General features: G+C 59.4%; 12 protein-coding genes. 5 read left to right on the top strand and 7 right to left on the bottom strand.

Annotation, left to right across the window (positions count from 1 at the left end; translation table 11 throughout):
- The first annotated feature begins 3 nt into the window (after positions 1-3).
- On the top strand, positions 4-789 hold the full coding sequence (locus JZX88_RS11155) for a L,D-transpeptidase (RefSeq protein ID WP_206913595.1): 786 nt from the start codon (positions 4-6) through the stop codon (positions 787-789).
- Positions 790-867: 78 nt separating this feature from the next.
- Here JZX88_RS11155 and JZX88_RS11150 read toward each other — a convergent pair whose 3' ends face one another.
- Positions 868-2,688, bottom strand: a complete 1,821-nt coding sequence (locus tag JZX88_RS11150) for a methyl-accepting chemotaxis protein (RefSeq protein ID WP_206913594.1) — start codon at positions 2,686-2,688, stop codon at positions 868-870.
- A gap of 143 nt (positions 2,689-2,831) precedes the next feature.
- A complete protein-coding gene (locus JZX88_RS11145; RefSeq protein ID WP_174031160.1) occupies positions 2,832-4,166 on the bottom strand; it encodes an aspartate aminotransferase family protein in 1,335 nt (444 codons plus the stop codon).
- A gap of 146 nt (positions 4,167-4,312) precedes the next feature.
- Here JZX88_RS11145 and JZX88_RS11140 point away from each other — a divergent pair, with 146 nt between their 5' ends.
- The 4 genes from JZX88_RS11140 (at position 4,313) to JZX88_RS11125 (ending at position 8,888) form a co-directional block, all read left to right on the top strand.
- Positions 4,313-4,861 (top strand): cupin domain-containing protein, encoded by a 549-nt coding sequence (locus JZX88_RS11140; protein ID WP_065117591.1) that lies wholly within the window; start codon positions 4,313-4,315, stop codon positions 4,859-4,861.
- A 618-nt stretch (positions 4,862-5,479) separates the two neighbouring features.
- Entirely contained in the window at positions 5,480-6,160 is a 681-nt protein-coding gene (locus tag JZX88_RS11135; RefSeq protein WP_065117592.1) for a sugar transferase, read from the top strand.
- Between the two features lie 192 nt (positions 6,161-6,352).
- Entirely contained in the window at positions 6,353-7,612 is a 1,260-nt protein-coding gene (locus tag JZX88_RS11130; RefSeq protein ID WP_142855857.1) for a polysaccharide biosynthesis/export family protein, read from the top strand.
- Between the two features lie 7 nt (positions 7,613-7,619).
- Complete coding sequence (locus tag JZX88_RS11125) at positions 7,620-8,888, top strand: O-antigen ligase (protein ID WP_142855856.1); 1,269 nt, start codon at positions 7,620-7,622, stop codon at positions 8,886-8,888.
- A gap of 100 nt (positions 8,889-8,988) precedes the next feature.
- Here JZX88_RS11125 and JZX88_RS11120 read toward each other — a convergent pair whose 3' ends face one another.
- The 5 genes from JZX88_RS11120 to JZX88_RS11100 form a co-directional block, all read right to left on the bottom strand.
- Entirely contained in the window at positions 8,989-9,483 is a 495-nt protein-coding gene (locus tag JZX88_RS11120) for a hypothetical protein (protein ID WP_065117596.1), read from the bottom strand.
- A 120-nt stretch (positions 9,484-9,603) separates the two neighbouring features.
- The gene (locus tag JZX88_RS11115; RefSeq protein WP_065117597.1) at positions 9,604-10,962 is read right to left on the bottom strand and encodes an HlyD family type I secretion periplasmic adaptor subunit; all 1,359 of its coding nucleotides are present in this window, start codon (positions 10,960-10,962) and stop codon (positions 9,604-9,606) included.
- A gap of 8 nt (positions 10,963-10,970) precedes the next feature.
- The gene (locus tag JZX88_RS11110) at positions 10,971-13,169 is read right to left on the bottom strand and encodes a type I secretion system permease/ATPase (RefSeq protein WP_206913593.1); all 2,199 of its coding nucleotides are present in this window, start codon (positions 13,167-13,169) and stop codon (positions 10,971-10,973) included.
- 80 nt (positions 13,170-13,249) lie between these two features.
- Positions 13,250-15,271, bottom strand: a complete 2,022-nt coding sequence (locus tag JZX88_RS11105; RefSeq protein WP_065117599.1) for a hypothetical protein — start codon at positions 15,269-15,271, stop codon at positions 13,250-13,252.
- 153 nt (positions 15,272-15,424) lie between these two features.
- On the bottom strand, positions 15,425-16,390 hold the full coding sequence (locus tag JZX88_RS11100; RefSeq protein ID WP_065117600.1) for a fibrinogen-binding protein: 966 nt from the start codon (positions 16,388-16,390) through the stop codon (positions 15,425-15,427).
- Between the last annotated feature and the right edge of the window lie 323 nt (positions 16,391-16,713).

Below are 16,713 nucleotides of genomic sequence, written 5' to 3'. Positions count from 1 at the left end.
CAATTGAACGAGACGACAACGACCCGGCGGGGTTTCCTGCTTGGAGCAGGCGGACTGGCGCTTGCCGGCCTTGCAGGCTGCAACACCACGGCGCGTGAGGCTGCCCGGCCCGCAGCGCCTGCCGAAGACCCGATGTATGCCCTGATGTACGGTCCCAAGCCGGACGAGCAGTTTCCGCTGCCGGAAATTCCCTACAAGCGGATTCCGCGCCAGTTCCTGCGGCAGATGGTGGCAAACCCGACGGGTGAGCGCCCCGGCGTCATCGTCGTCGATACCGCAAACCATTTCCTTTACCTGACCTATGAAAACGGGCAGGCCATGCGGTATGGCGTCGGTCTTGGCCGTGCCGGTTTCGAATGGGCCGGTCGCGGCGTGATCCAGTACAAGCGCCAATGGCCGCGCTGGACGCCGCCCGATGAAATGATCGCCCGCCAGCCGGAACTGGAGCCCTACAGCAGCCGCAATGGCGGCATGGAGCCGGGGCTCAAGAACCCGCTCGGCGCACGTGCGCTCTATATCTTCAAGGACGGCAAGGACACGATCTATCGCCTGCACGGCTCTCCCGAATGGTGGACCATCGGCAAATCGGTCTCGTCCGGCTGCGTGCGCCTGCTGAACCAGGACATTGTCGACCTCTACAACCGTGTGCCGGATGGCACGCCGATCGTGGTGACGGCGCTCGGCCCGGCGCAGCAGGGCGTGCCGATCGGGCAGGAAGGTGTTCCCGTGGCGCAGTATGGCGATGGTGTGATCGGGGATGGCCTGTCGCAGCCGGCGCAGGCCTATTGACAGGCAGAAATTTCCAGCCGCCGGAGATGGCGGCTGGAAACGATGGACAAGCGCCAGGGTAATCGTGGTGCTGTCGCCTCAGGCCACTTGACGGATAACGTCGCGGTCCCCCGCATTTTCCATATCCAGCCGGAAGCGTGATACCAGCGCACGCAGCCTCGCCGTTTCCGCGGCAAGCGTTGCCGAAGCGGCGGTGGATTGTTCCACCATCGCCGCATTCTGCTGGGTGGCGTGATCCATGGAGTTTACGGCTGCGTTGATCTCGGCAAGACCGGTCGATTGTTCGGCCGCCGATGTGGCGATCGCGTTCATGTGGCGGTCGATACCGGCGATGCGCTCGCCGATATCCTTCAGCGCCGTGCCTGTATCGAGAACCAGCTTCACGCCGCTTTCCACTTCCGTGGATGATTGGCGAATATGATCGCGGATTTCGCTTGCGGCCCTTGCGGCGCGCTGGGCGAGATCGCGTACCTCCTGCGCGACCACGGCAAAGCCCTTGCCGGCCTCGCCGGCCCGGGCGGCTTCCACCCCGGCATTCAGCGCGAGAAGATTGGTCTGGAAGGCAATTTCATCAATGACGCCGATGATGCCGGTGATCTGGTGTGAGGAGGTCTCGATGCGGCGCATCGCCTCTTCGGCATGGCTCACCACCTCGACCGATTTCAGGGCGCTGTGGTTGGCATCGGTAGCGGCAAGCCGCGCTTCGGCAGCGCGCTTGTTGGCATTGGCGACATTGACGGTGATCTCATCGAGAGCAGCCGCCGTCTGCTCAAGGGATGCCGCCTGATTTTCCGTCCGGCGGGAAAGATCACCGGCGCCGGCGGCGATCTCGCGGCTGCTGCCGTCGATTGTTCCGATGCCGTCGGAAATCGCAAACAGGGTTTCCGCAAGCTGCCGCACCGAGCTGTTGAAATCATGACGCAGGGTTTCGAATTGCGGGGCAAATGCCTCATCGAGCTGGAAGGCCAGGTCGCCGGATGCCAGCCGCTTCAGGCCGGCAGCGAGGCCGGATGTGGCGATGCGCAGTCGTTCGGAAGCATCCTCCTCCGCCTGCCGCCGTGCCGCTTCCTGATCGGCTTCCGCCTGCCGGCGGGCCGCCGCGGCCTGTTCTTCGAGCGCCCGGTTGGCAATGGCCGCCTGCCGGAATATCTCGACCGCGCCGGACATGGAGCCGATCTCGTCCCTGCGGTCAACGCCGGCGGGCGGCTGCGACGTATCGCCAGCGGCCAGGATTTCCATGTTCTTCGACAATTCCAGAATGGGACGGATGACCGATCTGCGGGTGAGCAGGAAAAGTCCGGCGCAGAAAAGCGCTGCGAGAGCCAGCAGCCCTTTCAGGACGAGGTTGATGGTCGCCTTGGTCTTTTCGCTTTCGGCCGAGGCGGCGTTGGACAGGGCCTCGATCTGGTCCCCGGCCGTTTCCATCGCTTTTTCAAGCGCTGAAAATTGCCGCATGAATTCGGGCATCAGCTTGAGGGCCTCTTCCGGTCGGGAGCCGGCAAATCCGACAACCGCATTGGCGGCTTCGATATAGGCAAGAAGCGGTGTTTCGACGCCGTCGATGACGGTTTTGACGTTTGTACCCGCCGACAGGGACCTGTTTGCCTCGATCATTTCCCGGAAAGTGGTTTCATGGTCGGCCAGGTCGGCCTTTACCGCGTTCAGGTCCAGGCCCATATGCCCATCGGAAGAGAGAATGGCGGCAAGAACGTCGGACCGCAGCGCGTCGTGCATCATGTCCGCCTGCATGTGATTGCGCAGCACATCCGCCGAAAGTGCCACATATTCACTGTTGCGGTTGAGCGTCTCCGTGGCCCACATGCCAACGCCCGTGGCACTGCCGGTGATGGAAAAGATTGCAATGCTTGCCAGTATTATCTTTTTCTGAATCGACGCCATGGGATGTTCCCGCGCTGTTGGTTATACTGCGGGAAAATAATAGAATATGCTTAATAAATGATCTATTTTCTATTTGCTCTTGATAAAAGCAGAAAAGGCTGCATTTTGTATTGCAGCCTTTTCTTTATTAGAATTTCGTACTCTTAGCTTGCTCTTTTCAGCGCATCGCCGAGGATCGAAACAATGTCGTCGAAATGGGATTTTTCGGCGATCAGCGGCGGTGAAAGGGCGATGATGTCGCCGGTCACGCGGATGAGCAGGCCGCGCTCGAAGCAATCCACGAAAATATCATAGGCGCGCGCGCCGATGGCGCCATCGCGTGATTGCAGCTCGATACCGGCGATGAAGCCTATGGTGCGGATGTCGATGACGTTCGGCAGGCCTTTCAGCGAATGAATGGCGTCGTGCCATACATCCTGCAACTCGGATGCGCGGGTAAAGAGGCCTTCATCGCGGTAGATGTCGAGCGTGGCGATGCCGGCGGCGCAGGCGACGGGATGGCCGGAATAGGTGTAGCCATGGAACAGTTCGATCTGGCTTTCCGGGCCATGCATCAGCGCATCGTGCACCTTGCGGCTGGTAAAGACCGCGCCCATGGGAATCGCACCATTGGTCAGCCCCTTGGCGGTGGTGACGATGTCAGGCGTAACGCCGAAATAGTTGCTGGCGAAGGATGTGCCCATGCGGCCGAAGCCGGTAATGACCTCATCGAAAATCAGCAGGATGCCGTGTCGGTCGCAGATCGCACGCAGGCGTTCCAGATAACCCTTCGGCGGCACAAGAACGCCGGTGGAGCCCGCTACTGGCTCGACGATACAGGCGGCGATGGTTTCCGCACCATGCAGGGCGACCAGCCGTTCCAGATCGTCGGCAAGCTCGGCGCCGTGTTCGGGTTGCCCCTTCACGAAGCTGTTCTTTGCAGGATCATGGGTGTGGCGCAGATGATCGGCGGGGATCTGCGGGAAAACACGGCGGTTGTTGACGAGGCCGCCGACCGAGATGCCGCCGAAACCGACGCCGTGATATCCGCGTTCGCGGCCGATCAGACGGCTGCGGGTGCCCTGGCCGATGGCGCGCTGATAGGCGATGGCGATCTTGAGCGCCGTATCGACCGATTCAGAACCGGAGCCGGTGTAGAACACGCGGTCGAGCTTGCCGCCTTCCGGCCCGGGTGCGATTTCCGCCAGCCGCTCGGCAAATTCGAAGGCAACGGGGTGGCCCATCTGGAAAGAGGGCGCGTAGTCCATGGTTGAAAGCTGGTGCTTGACGGCGGATGCGATCTGCTGGCGGCCGTGGCCGGCATTGACGCACCAGAGGCCAGCCGTGCCGTCGAGAACCTGGCGGCCGTCATTGCTGGTGTAATACATGCCTTCCGCACTCGCCAGCAGACGGGGATTGGCCTTGAACTGCCGGTTGGCGGTAAACGGCATCCAGTAACTGTCGAGGGAGGTGGAATTGGATCGGCTGGGGTTGTCCATCATGGTTCTCCTGTTCGCTGCCGATGATTGAAGGCTATTTTCGCGGCTGAACAAGCCCTTTTCTCTTTGTGGCCAAGCCATTGAAAATACTATAATCGGAAAGCAAGGTTTTCGATATTTCGAACAAGGGTAACGGGGGTATCGGCATGTCGGTGGATATAGGCGGGCGTTTGCGCCATTTGCGGCTGCGTCACAATATTTCCCAGCGTGAACTGGCAAGACGCGCCGGTGTTACGAATTCAACGATTTCCCTGATCGAATCCAATACGTCCAACCCGTCCGTCGGCGCGCTGAAACGTATTCTTGACGGTATCCCCATCGGCCTTGCCGAATTTTTCGCCTTCGAGCCGGAAACGAGCCGCAAGGCCTTCTACCGTGCGGACGAACTGGTGGAGATCGGCAAGGGGCCGATTTCCTTCCGCCAGGTGGGCGATAATGTCTTCGGCCGCAGCCTGCAGATACTGAAGGAATGTTATCAGCCCGGTGCCGATACCGGCAAGGTACCGCTGGTTCATGATGGCGAAGAGGGGGGAATAATCCTCTCCGGGCGTCTGGAGGTGACGGTCGAGGAGGAGAGGCGGGTGCTTGGACCGGGAGACGCCTATTATTTTGAAAGCCGACGGCCGCATCGCTTCCGCTGCGTCGGCCCCGTGCCGTGTGAGGTCATCAGCGCCTGCACGCCGCCTACCTTCTGATTCCGCAATCTTTTGACCTGTATGGCGCCCGGAAAGCGCTCCGCGTGTCGCCGGCGCAGCGAATCCGGTGGCGGCCTGAAAGATTTTGAAGATATTCTTTTGCCTCGGTGCGGGTTTTTGCCACTGTTTTGCCGCTTTTGCGCCGCTGTTGCAATTTTTCCATCGCTTTTTCTTGGTGAAACCCGGGTGCCGGGTAAAAAAATCCCGGCTAATATGTCAAATTTTATATGCATTGCCGCAATCTTGCTGCGCCGCAAAAAAATTTAATAGTCTGTTACACCCATGCCTGTTCTTGGCGTTCCTGTCTCATCTGATTAAGTCATAAGAAACATATAAGAAAAGACTGCCAGCCGTCGAAAATACAATACATGCCGGGGCGCCACCCATGCTCTGGGCACATGGCCACGGGCCCATTTGTTGCTTTTTTATGCAACCGTTAATATTGCCCGGACGTTGATCGGCCGCTCCTGCAAGAAATCGCATAGACGGTCATGGGCAATGTGCCTTACAAAAAATCCATTAGCATCAAATTCCGAACACAGACTTGTTATCTCTTTTTGACGGAAAGACGCGCCTCCGGGCACCGACCAATCGCAAAACATAAATGGAGTTCTCTCTATGAAGTCCGCGACCCAATCGGCTGATCAGACACTCAGCAGCTCCGAAGATTTCGAGGTCAGTTTCCCTATCGGGGGCATCGCAAAACGCAGCTTCGATATGACGTCGGCTGCGCTTGCGCTGCTCATCTTCAGCCCGATTTTCCTGTTGATCGCCTTGCTGGTGAAGGTTTCCGATCCCGGCCCGATCTTTTATGGCCACCGGCGGGTGGGGCATAATGGCCGCTATTTCCATTGCCTGAAATTCAGGACGATGGCGATGAACGGCGACGAGATGCTGCGGCAATATCTTGCCGCCAATCCGGAAGCCGCCGAGGAATGGCGTGCCACCCGCAAGCTCAAGAACGATCCGCGCGTCACCGCCGTCGGCGCCGTATTGCGCAAGCTTTCCCTTGACGAGCTGCCGCAGCTCATCAACATCATCCGTGGTGAAATGAGCGTTGTTGGCCCGCGCCCCGTCGTCGACGAGGAGCTTGGCTACTACGAAAGTGCCGCCGCTTATTATCTCAGCACCCGTCCGGGCCTCACCGGCCTGTGGCAGATCAGCGGCCGTAACGACGTCTCCTACAAGACCCGCGTCGCTTTCGACACGCAATATGTGCAGAACTGGTCGATGCGGCAGGATGTATTCATCATCGTCAAGACCATCCCCGCCGTGTGCCTGTCGCGCGGCAGCTACTGAAATCAATATTGAGTTCGGCTTTATCGATTTTCGTTTCGACACGCACCCGACCGGGGTCCCAAGTCCGGTCTTCGGGTGCGTCATTGGTGCTAATCATGGCGACCGCTTTTGCGGCGCTGCGCAGCCGGCCTTGTCCGGTTGCGCTATCGCCTGATCGCCTGCAGGGCGATCAGTAAAACAGGGAGTCTCCCGATGAACGGCCTTTTTGCCGCCACCCGTCATCCACTTACCGCGCTTGTGCTTGCCGCTTCCGTCGCCTTTGCCGCGCCGCTTTCCGCCATGGCGGCAGAAGGCGCCCAATACAAGCTCGGCACCGCCGACAAGCTGCGCATCCGCGTTGCTGAATGGCAGCCTGCCGATGGTAGCATCCGCAACTGGGACGTCATAAACGGCGATTATTCGGTTGGCCCATCCGGCGCGCTGTCGCTGCCTTTCATCGGACAGCTGGACGTGGCGGGGAAAACGCCCTCCGAGGTTGGCGAAGCGATCGGTGCGCAGCTTCAGAGCAAGTTCGCGCTTCGTAACCTGCCTTCGGCTTCCGTCGAAATCGCGCAGTTCCGGCCGATCTTCCTCAGCGGTGACGTGCAGACGCCGGGCGAATACCCCTATGCCGCCAATCTCACCGTGCTGAAGGCGGTCAGCCTTGCCGGCGGGCTCAGGCGTTCCGACGCCGGCCAGCGTTTTGCCCGCGACTTCATCAATGCGCGCGGTGATGCCGCCGTCTACGACAACCAGCGGGCTAGGCTGCTTGCCCGCCAGGCGCGGCTGATCGCCGAGGTCAAGGGTGATGCGAGCATCGCCAAGACGCCGGAGATGGAAAAGATCAGCGAGATCGATGCGCTGCTGGCCAGCGAAAGCGCACTGATGAAATCGCGGACCGAGCGCTATACCCTGCAGCTGAAGGCGCTGACCGAACTGCGCGCGCTTCTTGAAAGCGAAGTGGCTTCGCTGCAGAAGAAGTCGGAAACCCAGAACCGCCAGCTCGAACTCGCCAATGAGGACCGCGACCGCGTGAACCGGCTGAACGAGCAGGGGCTGGCGCTGTCGCAACGGCGTATCTCCGCGGAAGAACGGGCCGCGGAGGTGGAGTCCACGCTTCTCGACATCGATACACAGTCGCTGCGTGCCAAGCAGGACATCAACAAGGCGACGCAGGATGAAATCAACCTGCGCAATGACTGGGAAGCCCAGCGCTCCAAGGAATTGCAGGACACGGAAGCGGAGCTGGAAAAGCTCGGCCTGCAGCTGACCACCAGCCGTGAACTGATGTCGGAAGCGCTGGCCCAGTCGGCCGAGGCGATCCGCTTCGATCCTTCGGGGAAATCCGCCACGATCGGCTATGTCGTGGTGCGTGAGGAAAACGGCAAGCCGAAAGAACTGAAGGTGGATGAAAACACCTTGCTTCAGCCCGGTGATGTCATCAAGGTCTCGTCCGAAATCCTGATGCAGTGAGGTTGGCATGCGAATTGCCAAATCGGCGCTGATCGATCCCGAACGCAACGAGATATACGGAATGACGGCGATTGCGCTGTCATTCTTCGTGTTCGCTTATTCGTCGCGTTTCGGGCAGATTTCGGTTCTTGCCTATTATGGCATGTGGCTGCCGCTGGTGGTGGTCGATTACCGCCGCGTGCTCGGCAACTATCCGCGTTATCTCTGGATATTCGCCTTCGGTATTCTCACCGTGCTGTCGAGCTTCTGGTCGGAAGCGGTTTCGGTCACCATGCGCGCTTCCATCCAGTATATGACGCATATCGTCTGTGCACTGATCGCCATGCGCGTCATCTCCATCCGGACATTAACGCGCGGCGCGCTGGTCGGCATCGCGGTCGTTCTGCTCTATTCGTTGCTGTTCGGCATCTACCTCTTCGATGCGCTTGATGGAACCTACAGTTTCGTCGGCGCTTTCTCGTCGAAGAACCAGCTCGGCTTTTATGCCTCTCTGGGTGTTATTTTCGCTGCCGCCTCCGTACTGGTCCTCAAGCAGAGGGGTATCTGGCTGCCAGTCGCCGGCATTACCGGGCTGCTGTCTGCCTATAGTCTGGTCGCGTCGCAATCGGCGACATCGGCCATCACCACGGCAGCGGTGGTCGCCCTTATCATCGGCTTCATTCCGATTGGCATGTTGTCTCCCGCCAACCGCAAGATGACGTTTTTTGCACTTGGCGGCCTCGGTGCGCTGCTGGCTGTCGCTTCCCTGCAATTCGGTCTTCTCGACGCCATTCTCGGTATTTTCGGCAAGGATTCGACGCTGACCGGCCGCACCTATCTCTGGCAGCAGGGCATCGAGGCGGCAAAACAGACGCCCATTCTCGGCGTCGGTTATCAGGGGTTCTGGGTCGCCGGTTTTGCCGATGCCGAACGCCTGTGGAACGATTTTTTCATTACCGGGCGCAGCGGCTTCCATTTTCACAACACCTATATCGAGACGGTGGTGGAAAACGGCTTTGTCGGCATGTTCCTGCTCGGCATGGTGCTCTACGGAACGCTCATCGGGCATCTGCGCTCGGTCCTGATGCGTCAGAGCGATCCGCAGGGCGTGATCCTGTTTGCGATCTGCGCGCTGTTCGTGGTGCGCTCCTTCGTGGAGATCGACATCATCTTCCCCTATCAGATCGGTTCATTCCTGCTTTATTTCGCGGCCGGAAAACTCTGCCTTCCGGCGAAGGTGGCGCAGGGCGGTGACACTCACCCGGCAATCGGCATGCGGTTGCAGACACGCGCCTAGAGCGCGTCCGGCCTGGTCGAAGCCGTCGGCCGAGCGTTATCCCTTTGTTTTCCGAGATTTTCCGGACGTAAAGCCGCCACGCATTTTTACTGGAAATGCTCTAGAGATAATCCGCAGAAACATGCGGGCTGGCATGGATGAAGTTCCACATGTCCTTGCTGACATCGACGATGTCGGCGATCGATTTTTCCAGGTGGCCGATTTCCTTCTCGTCCATGCGTTCGACCTTGCCGTAGCGGACCTGGCTGTCGTCCTCCACCAGACGCATCAGCTGAGTACTGGCGATGTCGCCCTTTTCGTCGAAGGAATAGATGCAATGATTGTATTTGTTGCGCGTCTTCGCCTCCTTCTTCAGCCGCGCCATGATGGAGAGAATGGTCTTCCTGTCCTGTGTCGGCGTGGAGGGGAGTTTTGCCAGACGCTCGATGAGATCCATCCGCGCCCGCGTGGTGTTGAGTGTCAGGAACACGACGATGGCCGCTTCCTTCTCCACTTTCAGGAGATGGACGATCAGATAGATCATCAGGCTTTCGGTGTTCGTCCACACGTAGTTCAGCCTGCCGACCAGCAGCAATACATCCGACATCGCCGCCATGCCGCTTCTCCCGCCCCGACAAAACAGACTGGCATTATAGGCCGATCGGCCCCGGATTGACAGTGTATGAGCTGTTCTTCGTTCCGCATTTTCCGGGCTAAAAAACGCTGCGGTCTTTCCTCATCTTTCCTTGAAGGCGCGCGACATGCTGTCGGAAATCGGCTTGGTCAGATATTCGAAGAAGGTACGTTCCGAGGTCTGGATCAGAACGTCCGCCGGCATGCCGGGCACGGGATGGAAATTATGGACCTTGGCGATTTCCTCGTCCGGCACCTGTACGCGCACGATATAGACATCCTTCACCTGCAGGCCGGCATTTTCCTCGATACTGTCGGCCGAAACGTAAAAGACCTTGCCGTTCAGAACCGGTGTGGTGCGGCGGTTGAGCGCCGAGAGGCGGATTGCGGCGGTCTGGCCCTCATGCAGCTGGTCGATGGAGGTTCTGAGAACCTGCGCTTCAAGGATCAGGGGAACATGCGCCGGCAGGATTTCCATGATCGGCTTGCCTGTCGTGATGACGCCGCCCGGCGTATGATAATAGGACCGCACCACCGTACCGTTGACCGGGGAGCGGATGACGGTGCGCTCCAGCACCTCGGCAGCACCGCGCACCTGTTCCCGAACGCTGTCGAGATCGGATTCCGCGGTTTCCAGCGCATCAAGCGCTGCCTGCTTGTTGGCATTGACGGCGATGATCGCTTCCTGCTTGAATTTGGCGATTTCGGCTTCGCTCTGGTTCATCTCGCCGCTCAGGCGGGCAATGTCGCCCATGGCGTCGGCAATGGCGCGCTCCAGCGCCAGCATGTCTGTCTTGCGGATGACGCCGTCCTTGGCGAGTTTTTCCTTGGAATCGCGTTCCTGTGTCAGAAGTGCCAGCTGCCGGTCGAAGGACTGCTTTTGCCCGTCATAACCCGCATAACGGAATTCCAGTGACCTGATGTTCTTTTCGATCAGGTTCAGCTGTTCCTCGAGCTTGACGAGCTTGCTGTGGAACACGACGTTCTGGCTCTGGATAATGGCGTTGATGTCGGGATCGCCGGCTTCCTTCATGACGATGTCTGGTACCTTGAAGCTTTTTTCGCCCTGTGCCTCCGCGCGCAGGCGCGTGACGATGGTTTCGAGGCGGAGGCGCCGCAGCTGCAACATGCGCTCATTGGCCAGCGCCGTCGTCTTGTCGAGCGTCAGCAGCACATCGCCCTCCTTGACCGTGTCGCCTTCGCTCACCATCATGTCCTTGATGATGCCGCCCTCCAGATGCTGGACGACCTTGTTGTTGCCGGTGGCGACAAAGCTGCCCTGGGCGATGATGGCGGAGGAAAGCGGCGCCGTGCCGGCCCAATATCCGAAACCGCCGAAGGAGGCGAGCAGAACGGCAAGCCCGATGGAGCTGTGCAGCCGGATAGAGCGCGGCACCTCGCTGTACCATTCCAGCTGGCCCTGTGGTTTGACTTCCGCGATGGCGTTCTTTTTCCTGAACATGACGATCCTCAACCCTCGATCTGCGGGGACTGGCTGGCCGGACGGCCGTTGCCGGAAAGCGCCTTCAGCACCTCTATCCTCTCGCCGAACATGGCGACGGAGCCGTCCTTCAGCACCATGATCTTGTCGACGCATTGCAGGAGCGCCGGCCGCTGGGTGATGGTGACGGTTGTGATGCCCTGTTTCTTGGCGTGCAGCAGCGCCTTGGCCAGCGCCTGCTCGCCCTGCGTGTCAAGGTTGGAGTTCGGCTCGTCCAGCACCACGAATTTCGGGTCGCCGAAGAAGGCGCGGGCAAGTGCGATGCGCTGTTTCTGACCGCCGGAAAGCGGCGCACCGTCGGCGGCGACCACGGTTTCATAACCCTGCGGGAAACCGGCGATCAGCTCGTGCACATCGGCCAGCACTGCCGCCTCGTAGATCTGCCGGTCCTCGATGTCGTCGCGCATGCGGCAGATATTGGCCTTGATGGTGCCGGGGAAAAGCTGAACGTCCTGCGGCAGATAACCGATGCTTTCGCCGAATTGCCGCTGGTCCCAGTTGCGCAGGTCCATGAGGTCGAGACGGACATTGCCTGAGGTGGGCAGGATGGAGCCGACCAGCATCTTGCCGAGCGTCGTCTTGCCGGAGCCGGAATTGCCGATGATGGCGAGCGATTCCCCCTTTTTCAGCGAAAAGGAAATGCCGTTCAGGATCACTTTCTTCTGTGGCGGCGGCACGAAGAGGATGCGTTCCACATCGAGACGCCCCTCCGGATTGGGCAGGCGAAGACGCGGGAAATTCAGCGGCGAACTGATGAGAAGCTGCTTGATACGGCCATAGGAGGCGGCGGATTTGTTGAATTGATGCCAGCCTTCGATCGCCCCTTCGATGGGCGCCAGCGCGCGGCCGGAAATGATCGAGGCTGCAATCACCATGCCGCCGGTCAGCTCACCGGAAAGCGACAGATGCGCGCCCCAGCCGAGCAGCGCCACCTGGGTGATCATGCGGGCAGCCTTGGAGACGCCTGAGAACATGATGTTGCGATCCTGCGCCGCCACGTGCGATTTCAGAGAGCCGGCCGTTTCCCGGCCCCACATCTTCACGGCTTCGGGGATCATGGCGAGTGCGTTGATGATCTGCGAATTGCGCGACATGGAATCGAGGTGGAAATTGGCGCGGCTCAGATAGCCGGAAGCCTCGGAGAATTGTCTGGCGGTGAAACGCTGGTTCAGCCAGGCGATGGTGAACAGCACGGCGCAGCAGACCATGATGATGATGCCGAGATGGGGATGGACAAGATAGACCACCACGATGAAGAGCGGCATCAGCGGCGCATCGAGGAAGGCAATAAGGGTGCCCGATGTCAGGAAGGAGCGCAGCTGCTGCAGATCCTGCAATATCTGATAATCCTTGCCGCTGCCATGCAGGGATGCGCGGGCGGCGGCCGAGAGGATCGGAGCGCCAAGCTGCACCTCAAGTTCAACGGCGGTCCGCATCAGGATGAAGCGACGGATGGCATCCATGAAGGCCTGCAGCAGAACCGCGCCGAGCACGGCGACCGTCAGCATGACCAGCGTGTCCATCGAGCGGCTGGTCAGCACCCGGTCGGAAATCTGGAACAGATAAAGCGGAATGGCCAGCAGCAGGATGTTGATGGCGACAGTAAACAGCATCACCACCACCATGTTGCGGCGAACGGCTGCAATGCCCTTGGCAAGACTTGCGGCGAAATTGATCGGCTCGCTGCGTTTGTGGAAGCCGCTCTGGCTTCCGCCGCCGCCCCCGCCGCCACCACCGCCATTGTCCACCGGATCCTTGCCGCCGCCGCCTGTCACCGGCCGGCGCTCGTTTTCGCGGACCGGCCCGCCATTGTTGTCGATGGTCTTGACGAAGGGCAGGTCGCTGTTGTCGATCTTGGCCTTTGGTTCCGGCGGGGAGGCGGGTTGCGGGGCCTGTCGCGGCGCCGGCCTTTCCTGGGGGATGTCCCGCAATTGCGCCGGCTGCTCTGTCTTCGCGTGCGGTTGGGGAGGGGGTTGTGGAGCGGTCCGCATGGGGGATGAAGCGGTTTTGGTCGCCTGTTCCGCGCCGGACAATTGGCGCAGGTTTTCGACGGCTTCGTTGATGGCCAAAATGCAGGCATCCGTCAGCCTGCTGTCTTCCGCGTCCTGATCCAGCGGCAAATCCAGCGAGCGTCCGTCGGCAATGGTTTTTCTTGAAATATGATCCATTTTATATTGGTCCCCTCGGTGATCTTGCGGTGTTTGCGGCTCGGCCGGGGGCAGGGGCATTGGCCGCCCGCCTGTCGGGATTACGCAACGACCGTCTGCATGACGTCGGATGGGTGGGCGTTCGACCAGGAGAGGTCGTGGCCGCCATTGATGACGCCGTCGGATTCGTTCTGGGTGGTGGCGGGATCGTCGTGAAGAAATGCGATGACCTCGTTTGCCAGCTGGCCGTGCTGCGCCGGCTGTGACGTATCGTTTTCGATGATGCCGCCCTGTATCAGTATGGCATCCGAATAGACGCCGCCGGCGACATAGGTGGTCGAGCCGAAACTGTCATAGTCGACGATCTGCGCGAGATTGACGACCGCGTTGCTGCCGGTGTCGATATGGACAGTGGCGTTTTCATTATTGTCGAGAACCTTGGCGGCGGCCTGGGTCACATCATCGGAATCGCCCAGCACGCTCACCTGTTTGATGATGCTGACATCATAAAGGTTGCCGGTGATGTAAAGGACATTCAGTCCCTGATAGCCGGCAAAATTGGCGTCGTGGGCAAGGGCGTCCGGCATGTTCGGGTCGCGCTCGTTGATCGCGTTCACCGTCTGATGCATGTAATCAGGCATGGTTTCGAACCTGCCGTTGCTGCCGACATTGTGAATTCCGGCATCGTTCCAGAGCAGGTTATTGCCGGATTGAATGGTGGCGCCATCAGGCGCATCGGGATTGGCGCGCGCCCAGTCATTGTCGTAGAGCACGGCAATCTGGCTGATGAGGTTCATGTCCAGCACATTGCCGCCGACGATGATCAGATCGTACTGCATGCCGATGCCGAGGAAATTGGCGATGTTGAGGGCGGCATTGCCTCCCGTCAGCAGGCTGACGCTTGCGCCTGAAGTGGTGACCGTCATCGTGTCGTTGTCGCTGACGAACTGGTATTGCTCGATCCAGTGGACGAAGGATACGTCCCCCTCCAGCACGCTGACGCGCCACGCCGTCGGGAATATCGGCGTCTCGCCTGTCTCATGGCTGTCTGCGGCGGCGTTTTCCGCGCCGGGGTAGATGGTGCGCTCGAAGCTGGCGATATTATAGGCTGCTGTCGCTGCCTGATCCTCGGAGCGGGTGAAGACCGATGAAATCTCGTCCCGGTCGCTATAGATATAGGCTTGGGTGATGGCGTCGATCTGGTGATAGTCGCCCATGACCGCGGTAACGGAGGTCATGACGCCGGTATTGACCAGGGTGGCGACATTGGCGACGATATTGGCGCCTGCCGCCACATCAAGGCTGTTGCCGGCGGGACTATCCTCATGCAGTGAAACATCGCTCTTTTCCAGCTCTTCCGGCGGCTTGGCGATGCCGCGATCCGGCAGGAAGTCGTCGAGCACCGGCTTTTCGCTGGCTATCGAGCCGTTGATATAAAGCCCGTTGATATCGTTGCCGGCCAGAACGAAATCCTGGTCCGCACCGGTGCCGAGCGAGGTGACGTCATTGTCGCGGGCATGTTCGATATAATCATGCGCCGATTTGGCGAGCGCCTGCAACGCGTCGTAGCTGTCTGTGCGCTGGAAGGCGGAAAAGGGCGTGAAGACGGCCGCTTCATTGTAGAATTCGACGGTGCGCTCGGTAACGAAGGTCGTGTCGCGGGCCACATTGGGGCCGTCGGTCATGTTCAGATAATCGTCGTCCTGAAGAATATTGACCTGCGTGACATGGGCCGCCACGGAGCCGGGGCCGGTATGAACAACCAGCTCGCGTTCGTCCTCAAAGGAAAGGCGGCCGGGAAAACGAAAATGGGCGGCGGAAATATCGGTCGGTATCGCATTTGCAAGCTGCTGCATGTCATATTCGACCATGCGGGCGAAATGCGGTTTCAGATAATCGAAATCGTAATAGCCGGCGCGGTATTTGACACCGGGATCGTAGTCCTCAAGCGGGACGTCGTAATTTTTGTCGAGCAGCCTTGCCGCCTCATCGTCCGGCAGTCGCTCCGGATCGGAATGCGCCGGGCCTTCGCTATAGTTGTTTCTCAGACGCGCTTCCTCGACCACCGTGTCGAACAGGCCGATGAAATGCGCGATCATGTCGGAAATCTTGTCGATATGCATCGGAGGTCCCTCCCTGATCATTGCGGCGAGGACCGGGAGTGGCAGCCGGCATGCGTGCCCCAGAGGCCGTGCTGCGTTTTGCCGAACCCGGTTTTAAAACCGCAAACTGCACCGGCGGATGCCGGTGCAGCTCTTTTCGTCAAGAGGTGGTTATCAGGAGTGATCCTCACCGACGTCAGACACATGCGAGTTACCGCCTGTGATCGTGACATCAACGGCATTGGAGAGCATGTTGGCGCCCTGCACCAGTTCCAGATGGAAGCCGGAATTTGCAAGGATTGCCGATGCATCCGCGGTGCTTGTGCCTGCGGCATCGTCGCCGGCCTTGAGGTCCCATCCCTTGCCGTCCATGCCTTCCGCGCCATAGGCGTCGCCGGCATTGGCGCTCAGGTGGTTTTCCGCACCGCCATTCTGCATCTTGATGTCGTAGGCCTGATCCTGGTCAGCCAGATGGTTGGCCTGCACCATGCTGAAGCCGGTGTCATTGCCGTCGCCATTGAGCGAGCTGTTGAGGATATTGTCGACATCGAGCGTGAAGGAGAAGTCGTCACCCAGGTTGAAGGTGAGATCCCCGCCGGCGATGCCGAGATTGCCGACATCCTTGACGCCGGTGATGTTGCCGAAGTCGTCGTCCGACTTGTAGAAACTGTCAGCGGAGTTGAAGCTGTCGGAGGTCGTCGTGGTCTTGGTGGAGGTGTCGTTGTCGGAGTAGGTGAAGGTCTTGTTGTCCGAATCCGTAACCGTCTTCACATTGGTGTCGTTGTCGCTATAGGACTTGCTGTCATAGCTCCAGTCGTAGTCGGTCTTGATGTCGGTATTGGTTTCGGTGCTCGTCTTCACATTGGTGTCGTTGTCGCTATACGACTTGCTTTCGTAGCTCCAGTCATAGTCGTTGTCGCGATTGTCCCCGTTATTGGCGGAAACATCGATCTTGGCGTCAACATCCACATTGGTGCTGTGGTCGCTGTTGTCGTTGTTGCGGTTCTCACCATTTGCGGTGCCGACATTGCTGTCTTCCACCTTGGCATCATTGGTCGATGTGTTGGCGAAACCATCGGAAAGCGCGCCGATCTTGGTGATGTCGTCGTCGCTGCCGGATGACTTTGGATCATAACCCATTTCTATTTCCTCCGAAAAAGCTCGGAGCAGCTTTCGAAATCCCTCTCATCTCAAACGGGATTTTTTCGCGCTTGCTCCGTGTTGCACAAGATTGATGTTCTGCAGATGCACTCGGTACGTTTCATCTGCGGTTCGGCATCGGCCCGTGACCGGGCTCTTTTCGTTCAGCCCTGTGCGCAACTCGATATAAAGGCGCACAAATCCGTTCCTCGCTTCAATGGGAAGCGTGGTGGGCCTCGTCTTTTCGTTGTCATGTTTCTTGAAAAGGGACCGGCGTCTGCAAACACACGTCAAAGGCCGGGCTGGTCTTTCCATCGGCCGCC

This window comes from Agrobacterium sp. OT33, from assembly GCF_017313365.1.
GTDB lineage: Bacteria > Pseudomonadota > Alphaproteobacteria > Rhizobiales > Rhizobiaceae > Agrobacterium > Agrobacterium rhizogenes_A.
The sequence above is the reverse complement of the archived record's forward strand: the minus strand, read 5'-3'. Positions and strand labels throughout refer to the sequence as shown.